General features: G+C 41.4%; 13 protein-coding genes and 1 pseudogene. 2 read left to right on the forward strand and 12 right to left on the reverse strand.

All coding sequences use genetic code 11. From position 1 onward, the window contains the following. Nucleotides 1-327: 327 nt before the first annotated feature. The 3 genes and pseudogenes from DP117_RS36310 to DP117_RS18095 all read right to left on the reverse strand — a co-directional run. Nucleotides 328-429, reverse strand: a pseudogene (locus DP117_RS36310) (aminoacyl-tRNA hydrolase); the annotation flags it as partial. Nucleotides 430-1,137: 708 nt separating this feature from the next. After that, a complete protein-coding gene (locus DP117_RS18090; RefSeq protein WP_169219671.1) occupies nt 1,138-2,073 on the reverse strand; it encodes a GIY-YIG nuclease family protein in 936 nt (311 codons plus the stop codon). A gap of 685 nt (nt 2,074-2,758) precedes the next feature. Beyond that, on the reverse strand, nt 2,759-3,019 hold the full coding sequence (locus tag DP117_RS18095) for a hypothetical protein (RefSeq protein ID WP_169219672.1): 261 nt from the start codon (nt 3,017-3,019) through the stop codon (nt 2,759-2,761). Between the two features lie 296 nt (nt 3,020-3,315). On the opposite strand from DP117_RS18095, the gene DP117_RS18100 reads away from it, so the two are divergent. Both DP117_RS18100 and DP117_RS18105 read left to right on the forward strand, forming a co-directional pair. Then, complete coding sequence (locus DP117_RS18100; protein ID WP_169219673.1) at nt 3,316-3,822, forward strand: DUF393 domain-containing protein; 507 nt, start codon at nt 3,316-3,318, stop codon at nt 3,820-3,822. Then, on the forward strand, nt 3,819-4,178 hold the full coding sequence (locus DP117_RS18105; RefSeq protein ID WP_339381311.1) for a transposase: 360 nt from the start codon (nt 3,819-3,821) through the stop codon (nt 4,176-4,178). Before DP117_RS18100 ends, DP117_RS18105 begins: the two co-directional genes overlap by 4 nt. A gap of 934 nt (nt 4,179-5,112) precedes the next feature. Here the strand turns inward: DP117_RS18105 and DP117_RS18115 are convergent. From DP117_RS18115 to DP117_RS18155, 9 genes are all read right to left on the reverse strand, one after another. Then, on the reverse strand, nt 5,113-5,694 hold the full coding sequence (locus tag DP117_RS18115; protein WP_169219674.1) for a hypothetical protein: 582 nt from the start codon (nt 5,692-5,694) through the stop codon (nt 5,113-5,115). A gap of 7 nt (nt 5,695-5,701) precedes the next feature. After that, the gene (locus DP117_RS18120) at nt 5,702-8,812 is read right to left on the reverse strand and encodes a DUF6519 domain-containing protein (protein WP_169219675.1); all 3,111 of its coding nucleotides are present in this window, start codon (nt 8,810-8,812) and stop codon (nt 5,702-5,704) included. 130 nt (nt 8,813-8,942) lie between these two features. Further along, nucleotides 8,943-10,949: a hypothetical protein gene (locus DP117_RS18125; RefSeq protein ID WP_169219676.1), complete on the reverse strand. Its 2,007-nt coding sequence runs from the start codon at nt 10,947-10,949 to the stop codon at nt 8,943-8,945. Nucleotides 10,950-10,991: 42 nt separating this feature from the next. Then, on the reverse strand, nt 10,992-13,688 hold the full coding sequence (locus DP117_RS18130; RefSeq protein ID WP_169219677.1) for a putative baseplate assembly protein: 2,697 nt from the start codon (nt 13,686-13,688) through the stop codon (nt 10,992-10,994). Continuing rightward, on the reverse strand, nt 13,685-16,270 hold the full coding sequence (locus tag DP117_RS18135; protein ID WP_169219678.1) for a putative baseplate assembly protein: 2,586 nt from the start codon (nt 16,268-16,270) through the stop codon (nt 13,685-13,687). Before DP117_RS18135 ends, DP117_RS18130 begins: the two co-directional genes overlap by 4 nt. 169 nt (nt 16,271-16,439) lie before the next feature. Next, nucleotides 16,440-16,796 carry a GPW/gp25 family protein gene (locus DP117_RS18140; RefSeq protein WP_169219679.1) on the reverse strand — a complete coding sequence of 119 codons (357 nt, stop codon included), beginning with the start codon at nt 16,794-16,796 and terminating at the stop codon, nt 16,440-16,442. Further along, nucleotides 16,796-17,113 (reverse strand): hypothetical protein, encoded by a 318-nt coding sequence (locus DP117_RS18145; RefSeq protein WP_169219680.1) that lies wholly within the window; start codon nt 17,111-17,113, stop codon nt 16,796-16,798. Before DP117_RS18145 ends, DP117_RS18140 begins: the two co-directional genes overlap by 1 nt. Further along, nucleotides 17,113-17,619: a phage baseplate assembly protein V gene (locus DP117_RS18150; RefSeq protein WP_169219681.1), complete on the reverse strand. Its 507-nt coding sequence runs from the start codon at nt 17,617-17,619 to the stop codon at nt 17,113-17,115. The genes DP117_RS18145 and DP117_RS18150 overlap by 1 nt, the downstream gene beginning before the upstream one ends. Continuing rightward, nucleotides 17,620-18,798: a hypothetical protein gene (locus DP117_RS18155; protein WP_169219682.1), complete on the reverse strand. Its 1,179-nt coding sequence runs from the start codon at nt 18,796-18,798 to the stop codon at nt 17,620-17,622. Nucleotides 18,799-18,929: the final 131 nt, after the last annotated feature.

Below are 18,929 nucleotides of genomic sequence, written 5' to 3' on the forward strand. Positions count from 1 at the left end.
AGTGATGTTTATTTAGTAGGAAACTGTTTTTGTATAAATCTAATCAAAAACAAGAGTTGGCGTATAAGGCTAATCTACCTCTAGCTACTTTATTACTAGAAGAAGGGTTTTTAATTGCCATCAGCCTTTTGAACCCTGAAATACGTAAGATTGCTGAAACTTTTTGAATTTATTTTATATATGTTACTATATTTCTAGTGAGTTTACCAAGAGTAATTTTACTTAGAAAAATAAAAATCCAAAATTCTATTTGTGACTAATTTTTTATTTAAATGTTGCTTAATCCCTCGGCATGGCTGTTTTTGGAGGGGACAATGCGTCAACCTTATTGACAAGGGAGACGTTTTTACCTCCCGCTCCTTGGGAACGAACTGCACTAATTTCGATGTCACACTCAGGAATAATAATTTTGTGAGAAATTTGCAGTATGACTTACATATAGCTTATTGTGCCTCAACTCAACAGCCTATAAATATAAGGTGCTCAATCGTCTGTTCCATCTAGTTTTACGATAAATTCTTCTGCAACTGGTTGCTGTGCTGTAAATTTTTTTTTGGATGCGCGCAATCGCTTTACGACTCGGTTTAGAAGCAGTCGTTTTTTGTGGGCGACATTCCAGGCAATATAATGGTTGTGACGGGTAACAGGTGCGCTCTACCACCTGATTGCAATTTTTGCAGACGAATCGGTAAACTCGTTGCCCCCAGGATTCGAGTGTGAGCTTTAATGAAAACTTCCAAAATTCCCCCTGTCTTATTCCTTACTGAAAACGTAAATGGTATAGTTGATGCATCTAAGATTCTGAGTTTACACAAAACTTGAGCGGGAGCGCTACGTATCACAAGCAGCTCAGTTGGAGTGTTGCTTGTTTTTAATCCGCAACCAGATTACTACTTTAAAATCTCTTATATAAGGCTACGCCCTTGAAGAGTAGATGTATTCCCCCCAAAGGCATTTTCCATTTACGAACAGTACTGCTGTACTTATGAACAAACAGCTCAACCTCTGGAGGCTGATATTTCTGATATTCCCAACTAAACATCAAAAGAAGACTGGGAAGTGTACCAGTGTTAACAGAGTTTCAAGAATACTCGATACAGAAACGCTATCCTAATTCTGATGCACCGCCGACCAGATTTACATTTTCACATTGATGCGCTCATTCGCAACCTTTAAAAGATCTATTTCAACCGAATTAAGTACTTTAGGCTTCATCTGTTGTAAGTCACCTAGCACAATTTTGACATCCTCCGTCTGGAATTTGTAGTACTCAGTTAAGTTCCCAATGGGATAGTTAAAATCTCGATAGCGATGTTTAAAATACAGTTCTACATTCCCTCGATGTTCCCAAGTTCCTAGCACTTTGATATCATCAACGCTTTGATAATGAGCAAGTAAATCTATTTTTATCTCTGCCAACCGCTCTGAAATAGGTCGTTGAGTTACTCCTATCTTGTGTAAAGTATCTTGATTTGTATAAATTTCTAAAAAGTACAACCGACAGGAGAGGATACGTTTGAATTGAGCGCAATATAGTTTGAGATCTGTAAATATGTAGTCCAAATCAGGAGCATTTTTGTGAAGAGCGTGTTCTACAGCTAACTCTAACTTCAGTAATTTTTTGAGTAGTAGTGGCTCTTGTACCTCGTTAAATAGCATTAACTCTAGCGCTCCTATAGGAATTTTACCTAGATTGGTAAATTCATATTGATATGGGAAAGTAGAAATATTTTTTTGTAATAATCCTGCTCGAATTAGACCAGAAGGAACTAGGTCAGGACTTATAAAGTAATATGCGGAGCCATACTCTTTCCATAGTAATTTCAATTGCTGAAAATCCTTACTCGATAAATGAATGTCGAAGTTGTCATAGAGTGGTAGAACTGGAAATTCACGGGTTAATACCGGACGGCAGGTTTGTTTAGTATGGGCAAAATGATGCTCTTTTATCTTGCCTTTTTTGGCAGTCAGTTTACAATCGCAATAGGGGCACTTAAGTGAGGTTTTTCCCTTGGTGACGTCTGAGATATTTACCAGTGTTCCATTTTCATCTATACCATATTTTAGCCACATTGAAAAACCTTGATTAATACAGTCGCTGCAATTCTAATAGAGTTAAGCTAATGAGCATTTAAGTTGCATAAAACCAGGGTTGAAACCCTTACTACAAGAGAATCAGTCTGAAAAAATGAATGATGATTAGCTTATCTAAGATAAATGCTGATGCAAATTCATTACCACTATCAATGGAAGTAGAGAAGAAGTTATGGAAGTCATCAAGATGATTGATACCGTAACCAAAATGCAGATTCAGTTACATACTTTTCAAACAGAGAAAATTTAATTTTAGTCGTCTTTCAATCACAATAAAAGCGTGAAGTGGCAGAAGGGTTGTTGTGATACTAGTTATTTAGCATATGCCACTGTCAATGGAACTCGATCTAACCATTTGAGGTTTTTGATTGATGCAAGGTTTGAGGCGCTGTATAATGCACTATCCGCTCTCGAACAGGGATTTTCACTCGTTAACAAAAATCAGCCCTCTGCCTTCCTATCCATTTGTCATAAGTCTAGTTAGTGTTATAATATAAGAAGAATTTATTTGTGAAACCCATAAATAGTAAGGAATAAGGCTCGGTTCTTAGAGCGGGATTAGTCCAAAGGTAGCAAGGTTTTGGGATGCTGATCACTCAATTATGCCGCCTTTTTGCTCGCATTGGATTTCTATAATCATTAATAAATTGATATTCATATTCCTTTAATCTGCACCAAACCTACTAAAACTATCCAGTCTAATTTCCCGCAGAATATCTGATTCTTTCCAACCACTATAACCAATGTTTCCAAAGCTTTGATTCACTGGTTCTACAATGTCTATTGGTTCTAAGTAGAGTTCTTGTGATTGTTCGATTGTTGGAGTTTGAATACTAATCTCTAGCTGTTGAGATTCATCTTCATTTTGCTGTGTTTGGTCTTTAATAATTGATTTTGAGATTTTGATGATTGTTTCTTTTGGCACGAGCAGATTTCTCCAATTTTTTCTTTGATGCGATTAAGTCCTCATTATAGCTTTTTTCCTTGTAAAGCTTTTTGTTTCAAGGTTTTTTGAAATTTCTGTCTGAGCGCACCTTCAGATAGAGTTCTATTCCATCAAAAGAATTCAGAAGTCATCAATCAGCCAGAATTGAGTAGAATTTTAATGTGTGACCATGCTGACTGTTCACAGCATGTGGATTCATATCATTTTAAGGGTTTCCCAAGTCCACTCTTCGTTACACCGTAACTGCCGCGAAAACAAACTTAATTTAACTACGAATGTCCTCACTACCAACCCAATCCTACAGTTCTGATAACCCACTCAACCAGCCTTTATCCACTCCGCCGTGGAAAATCAAACTGCTGTATGACGGCGAATGTCCCTTGTGCGTGCGTGAAGTTAACTTTTTGACTAAACGTGATGCGGGTCGGGGATTAGTGGCGTTTGTGGATATTGCAGCTGATGACTATAACGCCGAAGCTTATGGTGGAGTTGACTACGAAACTGCAATGGGGCGCATTCATGCTGTGTTGCCAGATGGAACCCTAGTTAAAAACGTTGAAGTATTTCGCCGCGTTTACGAAACTTTAGGAATGGGCTGGGTTTATGCTGCGACCAAATTGCCAATTGTAGGCGCGATCGCTAACTTTCTATATGGCATTTGGGCAGACTTACGACTTTCGCTTACAGGACGAGCAGATTTACAAACTATTGTAAGATTACGTCAGCAACAACTGGAGTGTAAAACCCAGGAGCGTTGTCGCTTAAAGGATGGGAATGAATAAGTACCAAGTCTTATATAAAAATGATGGAGAAAGAAGCTCAAGAGGCAGAAGAAGCGGGACGTACCAGAGTAATTGTGCAGGATAACGGGCCGATACACCGATGTAAAGAAGCGCAAAAACTATGGTTAAAGTGGGAAAGTCAGGGTTTGTACATCTTTTTTTTGCCCGAATACTGTTCACAAATGAACCCAATTGAGTTGGAGTGGCAGCACCTTAAAAAAGATGAACTATGTGGGCAAATGTTTGATGATGAGTTAGACCTCGCTTATGCCGTAATTGATGGGGTTAAAGCTAGGGGAGAAAAAGGGAACTTCAGTACACAACGTGTTAAATTTAACTCTATTCACTTTGCTTAACTTTCCGTTACATAGTTAGACCCAGATTGATGCAATGTTACTGGTCAGCGCGGTAGCCACAACACGTATGCTTAGGTTAACGCAGAGGTCAATCGTATTAGACTTATCCAGAAATTAACCTTAAGGGCATACTCTGTATGTGTTTCTTGATCTGCGGATAGGTCTAATACTCATGAAGAAAGTGAAATTTTTGACTTTCCTGATTTGTTTTGCAGCTGCTTGTCTGCTTGCTGTGTTGCTTGCGTTGTTACCTACCCTTGCACCTGCTCAAACTTCCAGCGTGCATCAGGGCAAACGCACCTTAAAGTGGCACAATTAAGATTGACTCTCAAATAAATATATGTATTCAAATTGGTTTACATCGTTTTTGTCAGGGTACTCTACTTGGGATATATCGTTGGTTTATTCTTTCTCTTACTGCTTACCTCATAGCTCATTGGACTCCAGCTTGAAATTCACTTCCCATTACCACCTGATTGGGGTGAGGCTACACAAACTGCCAAGGAATCTATTTTCCCTCAAATAGTCGTGTCTCTTCTTTTACTTGACATTGAGCGATTGATTCCCCTTGCACGTAGTTGTGGTTTTGACATCAATTTTTCCAGGTGCAAGATGTGAGCCTCCCACTGGCGGCGTACCGCAAGTGAAATATGAAAGAAACACATTTTCCTTAAATCTCGAAAAGCCTTGCTATATATGGGTTTGAAAATGTGTTTCTTAGAAGTTTGGGTAGCTTTGTCTAGGTTTCTATGAGCGGTAACCTTTGCATTTTATACTAGATAAAAAATCTAGTAGTGACACTCCTACACCTGTGTTCGAGTAGGTGTAGGCTTCTGGCGGACTGCTCCTTCGGTGAAATTCGTTCGTGGTACTCTAACTGTTTCCCACTACCGCAGTTTATAGTCAGGGGAGGTACCTTGAATGCCTGAGCTAGCTAAAGCAATATAATCTCGAAAAACTCAGCTTGACCGACATTATAACGAATGCTATCTTGCGATGAATACAATTCGTTACCCTGCATATCATTAACCCGGATGTATAAATCTGGTTGTTTTTCGATAATATCAGCAAAATCGCGTTCGTGATAAATCACGGCAAAGTCCCCATACTCGTCTGTTTCTGTATCGCCAAGAAGGTCATCATAAACACAATCACGGTCAAATATACGTACCTGCACTCCCGACACTGGGTTTCCTTGGGAATTGAAGACTGTGCCAAATACTACCCACTCACCAGGTTTAACTTGGGGGCGACGTTGGGCGCGGGTGAGGGTTGTTTGCAAATTTTGCTGGAGTTGATTGGCGAAGGTAGCAGCTTCCCGCAAGGCGATAACTTGGGGATGATTTTCTCCTAAACTTGCTTTTAGTCGGTCTTCTGCACTAGCTAGACGTGCAGCACGTTGTTGCTGTAAGCTGGCAAGTTGAGTAAAACTACCAACAATTGCATCGTTGGTTTGCTTTTGCAATTCATTGAAGAGATTCTTAATATTATCTAAAGGAATATCGTTGGCGTTCATATATTTATCACCCTCCAGATGTTGTTATTGTGTTGATTCTGGGACAAAATGTATTGATGATTATTTGGTTCAACTCTGAGGTTGGCTGAATTGTTCCCTGGATTGTCAGACAATGAGTTGCCTGATTGTTTGTAGCTAGGTTAATTAATCCAATAGATAGGTATGACCATAAGGCTTGTTGAGGTAATTCGTTAAAGCGATTGCCAGAAGCGCGAATTGTGGGAGCCAGTGTTAATACATTTATTAATAAGGGAGGTACTCTGTTTTGATTGATTTGTACATTACCAAGAATTTCGATGAGAATTTGATTGTTTTGCAGGGATATGTCATCTAGAGAATAGATAAATACAGTTGTCCAGATGGGTTGAGAAACGGTTTGTAATTCCTGCAATGTCACTTGATTGTCGTGAAACATTACCCGTCCATCGGTAACTCTGCGGGGTTGTGCGATCGCAATTCTACCAAAAGTAGTATTGGAAACTGCAAAATTATTATTCAACTGATAACTAAGAGCGGTGTTAACTAGGAATGGATCTTGACCAAGATTAAAAATAAAGACGCATCTGCCGAATATATTAACCAGATTGAGATTCAAGCTCTCTGGTTGTTGGACAAGTCCTTGAGAGGTTAAAGTATTTCCGATCACCGACATTGAACCCGCACCAAATAATATTAGGGCTTGACCTGCGGGAGTCACAACGATATTGTTATGAATGAATGCAGCTGGAGCAGCAGCTTGTACGCGAGCAAGTCTTTCTACATTTGGTGTTTGGGATTTACCAGCTAATACTACCCAGCCAACAATCCCTGCTTGTAAGGTTGTGTTGTCTTCTTGTTGCGCCGACGAACCATTGTTAACTATAGTGTTATTAGTTACTTCTAATTCAAAGCACTGGAAAACAAAAATACCACATGCTCTGACATTTTCCTTGACACCATTGTCATTTCTCTGTACACCATTGTCAGCAATATAATTGTTTTGGATACGGACTTGCGAAACTTCTCGGAGAATAATTCCACCCACCGTTAGGGAATCAAACAAAGGATTGACTCCTTTTGCAGCACATTCAACAATGTGGTTGTGGGCAATTGTGATATTTGTAATATCACCAAAATTGATTTTTTCTGTGCCTTCGAGATTATCAACAGTACTAATACCACTGTTAGACATCTTGGAGATGCGATTGCCAATAATTTCGATGCCAAGAATACCTGTGCTGCGCTTTGAAGGATTGACTTGTTGAGGTAATTTTCCTAAAATAATTCCTGCACCAGCACCTTGGGAAATATCATTGTCGTGAATAAGGATGTTTGCAGAACCGTCGCAAATCCAAAGACCTCCACCAAGAAGCCGATTCTTGAGAAGTTGTAAATTTTCTGCTTGGATGCAGAGATTGCAAAATGCGGATTGGTTTTGGTTAACAAATTGGCAACCAGTTACAGTGATGTTATCACTTTCGGTTGCCCAAATGGAACCCAACTGGGAGTCTACTTCTATCCACAAGGATTCAAAGATGATGTTGTTGCAGGAGTTTAACTGAAATACTGGTTGATTATTCTGTCCTTGGATGTAAGCTTGACGATCGCACCCACTAATAATTAAATGACTACCACTGTTAATGACGATTGGTTCCGCAATTTTGTAAACTCCTGGTAGGATACAGATTTTTACCCAGGTATTCTCTTTTCTTTCTCCCAACACATAAGCGATCGCATCTTCAATTCTTGTAAAGTCTCCTTGACTTTGCACTCCATCAGCAACTGTTACTGTGCAGCATCCACCCGTTTTTGGTAATTCTGTCAATGGTGGGAAAATGGGACGACAGTCAGTAATAACTTTTAATGTTTCAGTTTCAAGTTCAAGTTGAACAAGAGCTAAACGACAGTAATGGTGCTTAATTCCCAAAGGTAGCTGTGGTATCGGAGATAAAGATAATGTCGAATTATCGATAAACCACTCAATTTGTCCGGTGGCTGTGCGTGCGGGTATGAGCCAGTAATCGCCTGTTTTATAAGTTCCAGAATCAAATTTAACTTCAATTCCTCCTTCCAACTGCATCCAGTTGTTGGTGATCTTTACACCATCAACTGTGGCGGTAATTCCCTGCTGTTCCCAACGGCGTAATTTAGGATGTAGCTGCAAATTCACACCACTATTAGGTTGACTGGAATCAAAAAGGCTAGGGATAACACTCAATTCAATAACCCGCGTTGCTGCATCAAGTTTGATAATTTGTAATAACTGCCCTGGTTTCCCATTCAATTCTAATTCATCATTGATGACTTCCACCCATTGACCAGGAGCAAAACCTAACACTTCATCCTTACCCACATTCGCCACTATCAGATTTTGACCGTTGATTTTCTCAATAGCAGTAACAACTGAACCATTTTCCCGCGACCATTTAAAGGTTACACCATTTGGGTGGTCGCTGCCATAATGAATTTCCACGCGGTAGAGTTGATTTTCTAACCGTTGATAACCAGCAGTAGGGGGAATCAAACAAGGGTTTTTTGGGTCTTCAATGGGTTTGGTTTGGGCATTTAATTTTCCTGTACTGCTCGCAATTAATTTATCCCATTCTGTTAGTTGAGTTTGACAACTTAATTGTTCTGAGATTGGATGTTTAACTGGTAAAAATTTTACCTGCCACACAGTTTTAGCACGAGTTGCTGTATCTGCACCACCCAAAGCCACTTCTCGAATTCGTTGGTCATTCAGGGCTGTAATATGGCGTTGCCAAACATCCAAATAGACAATACCTATATCTGTCTTAGCATCACTCAGTAACTTAATGATATCATCAGCAGAATTTGGTAAGTTGGGTTGTTTTGTGTATAGTAGTTTTTCGTGGTTTTCACACAAAATACCATGTACATAAAACCGACCTTTACTAATACTTAATTGATTGTCTGTAATTGTAATTTCAAAACCAGCATCATGCTTAGGCGTACCACATTTACCAATAACATCTTGAGTTTCAGTTTCAATCCGATACTGATGAATGAATTGTTGTTCATTCCAATCTGCATCAACTTGCACCCGTCCTTGTTGCATCAAAACGGCGCTGTAGTGTTTTTTTGGGTCAAAAGTATAACGACTAAAATCTCCTTGCATCCTAACCTCCTCTTTTCTTTTTTCTTTCTTCTTTGGCGTTCTTTGTGTACGAGTGCGGTTTGTTTTTTATCTCACGCATTCGGCGGAACCGTTCTCGCAGAGTAGACGCAAAGGCGCAAAGATTATATATTTAAGTCACATAAAAAATTCCTGCTTCTAAACCGAAACGCAGATACTCATCAAGATGTACTCTCAAATGACTTTCCCGTTGAGGCTGATACAAATCATGAAATACCCCCATTTCAGATTCGTCATCCGCACCCTGACGAATCTCCACCGCACAACGATTGCTTAACTGACAATAACCCGGTTCGCTGTAACGTCTTGATGTAAACTGGGGATACACCCGCGCAGCATCGACTATCGTTTTTGGCTGACAATAATAACGGCGTGGAACTTGCGATGCTAACGATACATAGGAAAAGCGTACACAACCTTGCTGTCGGCGTTCGGCGCGTACCAATCCGAGAAAAATAGTGTTTGATGCTAATTCCATTAAACCTGTATAAACGCTGCCGATAACCGTACTGTTTTCAATATGTAATGGTGCGCCTGATTTTCCAGGTGTAATCCCCTCATAGGCGGTTTTGTCTTCAGCGATCGCATCAATAATACTATTACGAATTTGCACTTGGGCATCATCGTTCACCCTGATTCCACCCAGGATAGAATGATCAATTTCCACAGCCGTCTCCCTTGTTTCTACTATTAAACTTGGTGTATCTGGAAACTCAGGTGTTCCATCGGTTTTTAATCTCACTCCAGGTACAAGGGTGCAATGACGCAGACGCAGCAAGCGTAACAAGTTGTGGCTACCATCAGCTTTCGTTGCAGGAACCTGTAAACTTTTACCGCTAATTAATATACCGTTAATAGTGACTTCGCTATTCTCGCCACCAATAATTTGTAAATCACCACCTAAAATTAGCGTCGGGTGAAATTCATCTTTAGCACGTAGTTCGAGTTTTTGACCTGGATTAATAGTAATAGAGAGGGTTTCAGAATAGCGATCGCTGTTTTCAATCTCGACGACACCCCCATTTCTCAAATTATCTAGTGCTGCTTGAATGGTATTATATTGTGATGGAACTTGGACGACTGGTTGTAATTCGTAATTTAAAGATGTATCGCGGTCATATTCTCCACCTCCGATATCAGTACTAAAACCATAGTGATAGGTGACACGAACATTTTCTGGATTTTGACTATCAGGAAAAGCAATTCTGCCTAAAACTGGGTCAATGGCAATTTTATCCGTGGGTTTGTGTGCCCATTCACCACCACTTTTATCTGATAGATTGCAAACAATAATTTGATTTACCTCAATTAGGGTATCACCAAGTTTTAAAAGTAAACTTTTTCCTTTGCCGTAGTAGTCAGTTAAATATTGACTTAAAACACGACGACTCAACGGCATAGCAACATTAATTCTCGTAGCAATGCTGGTTATTTCTTCTTCAGTTTCTGGCTGATTAAATAATTGTGTATTGATACCCAAAGGATGAAATAAGAAGCGGTTGGCATCTAATTTTAACGCAGGAGAATTAGTCAAAGAGTATGCAGTTAATCGCCAGAGAAAAATCCCAAGATTGGGAATGTTATAACGTCCTCTTCCAGGGGAAATACGACGCATTTCCGCAGTATGTGCCAAGCTATCAAAGGCAGTGTTAATATTTTCTAACGGTTCCCATCGCCGCATATCTACCCAAGCGCGGTTTTGTGGACGTAGGTGTTTCATGTATTGGGTAGTTGCTAATAACTCAAAAAATTCAACCACCCGCGCATCCCACCCCGTTACATCCCGCGCCAACTGTTCCAACACAGAGGCGGTACCTTTACGGCGACGATAGGTGATGGTATTAGCGACAAAAGCACGGGAATTCAGGATTTTTTGGTTAAGCTGATTGACATTCCGAATCGAACGAGTCCCAACTAAATCACCAATATAAGGAATGACCCACTCAGCACAAGTTTCGATAAATTGGTCATCGTAAAGTTGCTGTAAATCTTCTTCAACCACAGCAACTTGTTCAGCAATAACAGACAGTAAAGCTTGCAATTGTTTACCTTGCTCATCATCACGAATACGGTGAATCGCAGGTAATAAATTATATAATTTTTCTGTATCAAAACTCATTTCTCCTCCTCTGCGCCTTTGCGCCTCTGCGTGAGACAAAATTCATGTCAAAGTTCTAATCACCCCCAACTCCAACAACAAAGCGTCAATTGTTAACAACTCAGCAGCTTGAACCATACCATCTGCACCAGGTTGGGGCGCAGCAGCAATCAGACGGTTATTATTTAAAACACCTGGTGAATCAACGCGATACAATTTATCTAGGTCTACAGCAATCACTCCCGGTACAGATTGGATACAAGCAATCACTTCACTTGCTGTTACTCCTTGACCTAACTCTTGTACCTCAAAAGAAAAATTTGATAATAACGACTCTCGTACCGAAGACAAAACTTTTTCTTCTAAATAATCTGGGTCGATTTTGACTTTGGCTGCAATTCTAAAAGGCGCAGGGCGGTAAGATTTAATTGTCAAAGAGACAAAAGGATCCCCTGCTTTCTGCATTTGTGTCAGTAAATTTTTGTAGGTAACACTATCTACGCTTACCAGTTGGGCGTTGTAACCTGCGACAGTCACAAATACACCCCGTACTTGTCCATTCCACGTCCAAGTCGCCAAGGCTTTGGCAATACCCGCAAATGCACGGGCAAAATCTTCGTAATCTTGTAAAGAAACAATCCTATCAAGGGTGAGAACTGTTAGTGGGGCGTTACGACGAGCTTCCCGAAGAGATTCCCGATCTTGTGCGCCAGTCGCAGCGATGGGGTTGTTAACGCTTTTGACACCTAACGGACGAGTCATCAACAAACTCAGTTGTCCCGCTTTCACCAATCCGGCTAACCCGATACCTTGGCGATAGGTGGCTTTGATATTCTCCTGTCCAGTGGGGAGACGTGCGCCGGTTTTACCATCGCCAAATTGGATGGTAGTTTTACCATCATCGTCAGTGCGGGTAATGAAAATGCGTTCTTTGTCGCCCTTACCATATAGCGTTGGGACTTCATGCCATAAAATATCATTGACACGTAGTTTTAAAGTTGACTCTGCACCAGTTGCATTATCACTACTTACATAAGTCAGAGGTGATTGCCGTAGGGTAAACTTTTGATAGGCTTGACTAGCATCTCCGCTACCCAGAACATCTGTCTTAGTTTCGCCGTGGGTAGCAAGGGCTATATTAGCATTAATTGTGACGGTATCGCGCACATAAGAATTTTGGAGTGCGGTTGTGAGTTTGAGGCGTGTACCACCTTCAGCAGAAATTTTGTTATCTACTTCAGCGATAATTGCGACTTCACAACCTTGATTACCCCGGTTATTTTCGTACTCGCCGCAGACAATAATTTTTTGTCCATTAAATAAATTTTCTACCCAACCTTCAAGTTCAATTTCATTCCCAAAAACTGCTTTGGTTATTGGTAAACGTGCCAGTTTTAATTCTTCGCTTTGACCAAAAACTGTAGTTTCGCGAATCTTAAATTTATCAAAATCATCTTTGTTGTTTAAACTCAGTTTTGTGATTTTAGCTGAGATTGTAAAATCAGATTTGGAAATTTCAGTTACCTCTTTAACTTGATGCAATTTCCAGGTATTGCCTGCAACTAAAACCACATAACTATCTTTGACAATATTAGAATAGACATTATCCAGATATAAATTCGTACTATTGACATCACTATGGTAAAGATTTAAGGTAGTTTCTGCCCAGGAATCTTGACGACCGTTATATGCGCCAGGTACAAATTCATAAGTATCCCCATCCTGAGAAGCATATTCTCCATAACGCTGAGCATTAGGCAAAGAATCCCATCTTGGTGCATTATGACCAAAAATTGCTGCTCTGACACGGAAAGTTATCACACTCGGTGGGGGTGGTTGAATAGCTATGAGATTATTAAAGATATTTTGAGTGAAAAAACCATTGATGAACGCGTAAGCATAAAAATCTGGACTGCTAATTGTTTGATTAAGAAATGATTTGGTAATAGCGCTATATTCAACTAATATTCTCTTGTCCAAAATCACATTGGGTTGAGACAATACACCAGTTGTATCTCCCAGTTTTTGCAACTGAACTAATGTCGTATTTTGTTGGGGTTGCTGTGTGATTGAAGCAATTTGGCGAAAAACTGGTTGACCACCATCATCAGGAACAATTAATAAACTATCTCCGGCTTTGAGTCCCGTGCTAACTCCTGCAAACAGCAGAGAACGAGTATCACCTTTAATCGGTTGTCTTTCTGTTAATTTGGGTTTGATAACATTCCATTCTGCCCTAGTTTCAATTTTTTCCACAGTTTCAAAAGTCTGTGGTTGTTCACCGGGACCAGGAAGACTTTGAACTTTTGTACCAATATCAATAATGGCTTGACGGGGTGCGGTTGGTACATCTTCGAGGGTAAAAGCTAAATAGGTACTAGCAGCGACACCAGGGCGCAATTCATAACCAATTAATCGAGCAAGGTTGAGAATGGAAAGCCTTTCTTTCGCAGTACGCAAATATGACTCATTCGCAATGCGTTCTTGATAAAATGTTAATACATCCGCAACAGTTGCCCAAGCATCAAGCAAGGCGATCGCAAAGTCATCATCTTCCCTTGTCTGCAAACCCTGCAATTGTGGATGAGTGGAAAGTTCCGCCAGCAAGCTTTTTTTAAATTCCGCATGAGTACCCACACGATAAGCGATCGCATCTAAACCCGAACGGTTTAAAATCGTCACTGGAGTTTCAACTGTTAATCCTTCACAGCAACCACAGTCGTTTAAATTCTGCAGGCTGGGATAAAATTCTGTACTCATTTACCCCCCTCCAAACTGAAACGTAAAACACCTTGTTCGGGAAAATTCCGGTCATTATTGAGACGGGCTATTTCCAAACGTCCCAAAACTAAAAAACCCTTGTCCAATGCTTCCTGACTGGGCGTACCCTGACGCTGAAATTTGCTAAATATGACCGAATCTACGCCGGGAACCGCCAACGCTGCTGCATACAACGGACTCAGATAAACAGGTTGTCCGAAAGTAAAATTATCTGGGTGGAATACTCCCCGCGTACCATTAGGAAGTATCCGATTACTAAAGACTTGTAACAAAGCAGATTTGACATCGCTGCGGAAATAACCAGGGTTGACACAAACTTGCATATCGATTTCTAAAGACACAAAACGTGGTGCATCAATTTCCAAGTCATAGCCTGCCATGCGATACTTTTCTAAGAATTGACGAATTTCTCGTTTAAATTTATCGTCAACAGCTAAACCGCCAAGTCTATCTACCGTCACAAACACGGTGTACCAACTACCAGTCCAACGAAACGTCGCCGCAGCCTTTTGGACTTGGGGATGACGTGCGGTGACTTCAGCATAATCTTCAGGAGTCACCGCCCTTTCTTGGGTGCGAAAAGCAAAGGGTGCTTTTTGCCTAACATCTTCAATACTTTCTGGTTCCACACCACCAGAAGCAGGTAATGGGTTGCAAACACCTGTAATCTGGTTATTATTAGTTACGATATGAGCGATCGCTCTCGCACCCACATTCCCTGCGACACCATTACCCACCCGATAAATAGCCCTAAACTCAGTTCCCGAAGCCGGACGTAAACCGCTAATATCATCGCCAAAGCGGATATATGTTCTGCCATCCTCTTCGACTTCCGCCACAAATTGCCGATCTGCTGAACGAGACTTGAGTAAATCTGGCTTTGCTTCCCAATCGTCAATTCTACTATTTAAGTTACTAGTTAAGTGAATTTGCGGTACTGCATCTTTAGTTAACCACTGCATTAACCGCGTTGCCGATAGCTTGTCATCATACTTTACGGCTTGTGTCAGAGGTGCAAGTTGCAAACGCGGATTGAAGCGGGGAGGAACCGGTTCAGGGGGAATTTCTTGACAGCGACTGGCTTGAGTTGCTGCTGGTACTTTGTAAATTGTTGGTTGCGGTACAGCCCCCAATAACTCTGGTTCGGGAATCGTTTGACCGTGGTCTGCTAAGACAATATTACCAAGGGCAACACTTACATTTTTGATCAACTTTTCACCATGTTCACGATCAGTCTTAGCAGAAATACACAACGCAAATGGTAATGCATCTTCTGCATCCCAAACAATCTCTGTCACCGGAACGGGTGTCACCGGAACGGGTGTCACCGGAACGGGATCATTGTTGCGAGTTTCCTCAAATAGTCCACCTAATCGGTCTTCTTTCAACTTCACATCAATTAAACGCACAGCATGACGATGCGTCGGGTCAGCATCTTCCATCTCCCCAGTCTGTGGTCCCAGAACTTCGGTAAAAATTAATATATCACCAACTTTGAGATTAGAATAATGTTCTCGCAAAGTTGCACGCGTCGTACCTTTAGGCAAACAACACTCATCATCACCCCAAGTATAAAAATTTAAGGTATTGTGTTTGGCAAATAACTTCGCCTCATATATCGTTTCAAACACTTCCGGACGCTGGAAAAGGGCGCGTTTATAAGTCTCAGAACCTGGAGCAATTTGCTTTTGTGCCTCACTTACCTGTGTCAGCAACTGCGTACTTTTAGTCAAATTTATATCCGCTTCTACCTGCACCTGTACCCAAACCCGGGCATTGCAACCATTGTGCATGAAATAATCTACCAACCGGGCATGACGACGCACCGAAATCCGACTGCGGCTAGAATCTAAATAGGCTTCAGTTGCGATCGCATCCTGTTGATAGCTAAGATGATCACCCACATAAGCCAATAATTCAACTAGTGTGATACCAATATCTGCTAAATTACGTTCTTGCCACTGTGGCATTAGTAACGCCATTCTATCCAGCATCAATTGTCGAAAACTGGCAAAATCCTTCGCTAAATAATCTATTTCTGGCTGAAGTTGGACTTCTGGCGGACAAACTCGTTCAGTTCGACAATCAAAATCACTTGGACATTCAACCTTGAAAGAAAAATCAACCGCCGCTAGCTGGGAGTCAAAATTCGCCGGAGGTTCAGAACTCGTCGAAGATTCCCGCAAAATCAATCGATAAGTCGAAAAATCTCCCGCCGAATCCGTTCGGATCACCAAGACATTACCAGCTTCAGGTAGAGAAGTGAAAAAAGCTTGTTCTAGAGGAGTAGCCGGTGGCGTGGTGACAGCATTAGCTACAGCTACCCATAATATTTTTACAGGATAAATCCGCGTCCCGCCTTCAATATTAACAGTCAGTGCAGGCGAGACTACATTATTAACAGTCTTTGTAGGCAAGGCTTTAAAACACCGCACTAACAAAGTTTGCTGGCGGGGACTATCTATAGTATTTTCGTCTATTACTTCCAAATAGTCAATCCCATTAAAGGTGGATTCTTTCACCACCTCCCGACGCTGCTGATTGCAACAGAAGTACATCATAGGTGATTAGTCATTAGTCATGAGTTATTAGTCATTAGTCAGACATCTCCAGAAATTAATAATGTATTACCTGAAACCCTTGTAAAGACCATACTGTACAGTCTCTACATTCTTTTTCGGAAATGTCTATTAGTTATTAGTCAAGAATTCTTCTCTCTCACTCCCCTCCTCAAAATTGACGCACAAACTGACCAACTTGTCGCTGCTGGCTGCGCCTGACGACGTACTGTACCAAAACTTTGAGGGTTGAGTCTTGACTTTGCACCTCCACCGCCTCAACTAGAATCAAATCACCCAGCCACTGTTGCAATGCTCCCTGTACCGTCGCTTGGGTAGCAGCGGCTAAAGCATCGCTGTTGGGAGCAAACAAAAGTTGCAAGATACCGCTACCAAAAGTTGGACGATTCAGACGTTCTCCAGGGGAGGTAAACAAAACTTGTTCAATTAAATCACGAATGTGTTCATCTTGGGTGGTACTAGCAGTCCGCCCGCGACTATCAAAATGGAATGGATAGTCAACTTGCATTACATCCCCTTCACTCGTATTTGCGTGACTAGTATATTTAAAGGTGTACCCGTTGGAGCACAAATTGCCTGACTATCTTGTAGTAAAACAGGTAAACCCCCAGCCCGGACTCGCGTAGCAGCACTCACCCATTGTGCAGTCACGCAAGGTCCGCCTGCTACGGGTGGTAATGAACAACCTGCAACTAAATAAGGATTAGGCTGGGTAACAATAGGTTGTCCACTCACTCTCACGCGGGGATACGGTACTGCTGGCTGTGCTTGACCACCATGAGTACATAACACCGTCGCCCCTTGATGTAATAAGTATCCTGGCATTAAATCACCTCCAATGCTCCCTGATTAATTGATACCTGTGGTCCCATCAGCTTGATGCTTGCTCCTTGTCCGTTATCAATCTCTACTCCAGTAGCACTGAGGACTATTTTTTGCCCGCTGGAAGTTTCCAGAGTCATCCCGCCAATACCAGGAGTATCGTCAAGTAAGATACTCTGACCACCCTCGGTTTTTATCAGGAATTTTTTATAAGGAGGTGCTAAGAGTATCGGTGGCATTTCTGTAGCTGAACCCCACCAACAACCAGACCAAATTGGATAATCAGGATCACCATGTTCAAATTCCATCCAAACCCCAGACCCAGTTGTTGGTAAAGCAAAGAAACCTACACCACTACCACCAAAAGGAACACAAGGCATAGCCCAACCACTTTCTTGGTCACCCATAACATCTGGAATTCGCGCCTTAATTCTGCCCATCATCAAGGGGTCTTGAATATCGGTGACAATACCGCGATATTTGCCGTAAAAAGTACAGTTACCGTTCATCTAAAACCTCACTTGCAGACCAGCCGCAATCCCAGCAAATCCCAAAGGTGATAGGCTAACTGGTACGACTGGGAGGAGTGCGCCAGTCCCTTCTCTACTGAGTGTAAATAGTTGCTTATATTCTCCCTTTCTTATGCTGTGAGTCACACTTCGCACATAGTAAAAACCATCATAAGACAAGCCCGCACCCCTTACCCCCACTAGTTTGCGTGCCCGTAAGATATTTCCATAACGGACTGTATCCAACTCGCCCTCTCCACGTACAGCTTCGGGAGAATTAGTCACAGTTGATACTGCAGATTGAGCCGCTTGGGCAGGATTTTGATTTGCCGATCGCCGCAGTTGAACTTTGCGCCTTGCTGAGGTAGAGGAACTCGTCAAAGGTGGAATACGTAAAGAAGGTAGCGGAGGAATCGGGATTCTCTGTTTGGTAATCGGTTCTACAAAAGAACCTTCCGTACCCACAGGCGCAAGAGAATCATTGGCAAAATTCAACGATATTAGATTCGTATAAACCCCCATATTCATTGTTAATGCAGGTTGAGGAACACCCAGACGATTTTCTGGTCCCCAGTAAGCTGTATTGACACCAAAAGTCACTGGCTCTGTGTAAAAAACAAAACCATTGCGTTGCGCCAAACGCTGAATAAATTGCCCATCCGTTTCGCACTGACGCGGTACACGTTGCAGTTCAATTGGCACATCGGTTGTTGGTGTGACTTGGAAAGGAGGAATTAAACCATACTGTGCATAGTTAGCAAGAATACGATTCACAATTAAGAAATCCGGTTGATTTCTAAATTCTTCGTTTCTTTCCTCCAGATCCATCATCATACTAATATCTCTACCCATAACGGTTAGAGTTGACATTCCCGGTTCATCACTAGGCGAAAGCTGGTGATGGGTAATGATACCATCAATCAACACTTCGGGAGATACGCCTAGTAGCACTCCAATTATGACTCGCGAAAAGGGGTTAAGAAAACGACTTTGCAACAAGTTGTAATCTCTCGTTTTATCCTTACCAAGAGTAAAAATAATCTGAAAACCATCTCCATTTTCGGAATCATTAGTGACTTCCACACTAGAGAGAGCAGTCATTATCTCATAAGGTGCTGGACGGGGAACAGTTTCACCCATCCACAAAATCAGACGAACACCCAGTAGGCTTGTGAACATTTAAATTTGTTGGTTATTAATTGGTGGTTACTTTTTGATGGGTAAGCTGTTGCATTTATAAATAAAATGCATTTTTTAACTTTGAAGAAATCCTTTCCCTCACTCCCTCCCTCCCTCACTCCCTCACTCCC

Source organism: Brasilonema sp. UFV-L1 (assembly GCF_012912105.1).
In the GTDB taxonomy this organism is placed as follows: domain Bacteria; phylum Cyanobacteriota; class Cyanobacteriia; order Cyanobacteriales; family Nostocaceae; genus Brasilonema.

Coding starts and splice junctions, on each gene's coding strand:
- DP117_RS18090 (WP_169219671.1), bottom strand. CDS start 2,073: ATGTGGCTAAAATATGGTATAGATGAAAATGGAACACTGGTAAATATC.
- DP117_RS18100 (WP_169219673.1), top strand. CDS start 3,316: ATGTCCTCACTACCAACCCAATCCTACAGTTCTGATAACCCACTCAAC.
- DP117_RS18115 (WP_169219674.1), bottom strand. CDS start 5,694: ATGAACGCCAACGATATTCCTTTAGATAATATTAAGAATCTCTTCAAT.
- DP117_RS18120 (WP_169219675.1), bottom strand. CDS start 8,812: ATGCAAGGAGATTTTAGTCGTTATACTTTTGACCCAAAAAAACACTAC.
- DP117_RS18125 (WP_169219676.1), bottom strand. CDS start 10,949: ATGAGTTTTGATACAGAAAAATTATATAATTTATTACCTGCGATTCAC.
- DP117_RS18130 (WP_169219677.1), bottom strand. CDS start 13,688: ATGAGTACAGAATTTTATCCCAGCCTGCAGAATTTAAACGACTGTGGT.
- DP117_RS18135 (WP_169219678.1), bottom strand. CDS start 16,270: ATGATGTACTTCTGTTGCAATCAGCAGCGTCGGGAGGTGGTGAAAGAA.
- DP117_RS18140 (WP_169219679.1), bottom strand. CDS start 16,796: ATGCAAGTTGACTATCCATTCCATTTTGATAGTCGCGGGCGGACTGCT.
- DP117_RS18145 (WP_169219680.1), bottom strand. CDS start 17,113: ATGCCAGGATACTTATTACATCAAGGGGCGACGGTGTTATGTACTCAT.
- DP117_RS18150 (WP_169219681.1), bottom strand. CDS start 17,619: ATGAACGGTAACTGTACTTTTTACGGCAAATATCGCGGTATTGTCACC.
- DP117_RS18155 (WP_169219682.1), bottom strand. CDS start 18,798: ATGTTCACAAGCCTACTGGGTGTTCGTCTGATTTTGTGGATGGGTGAA.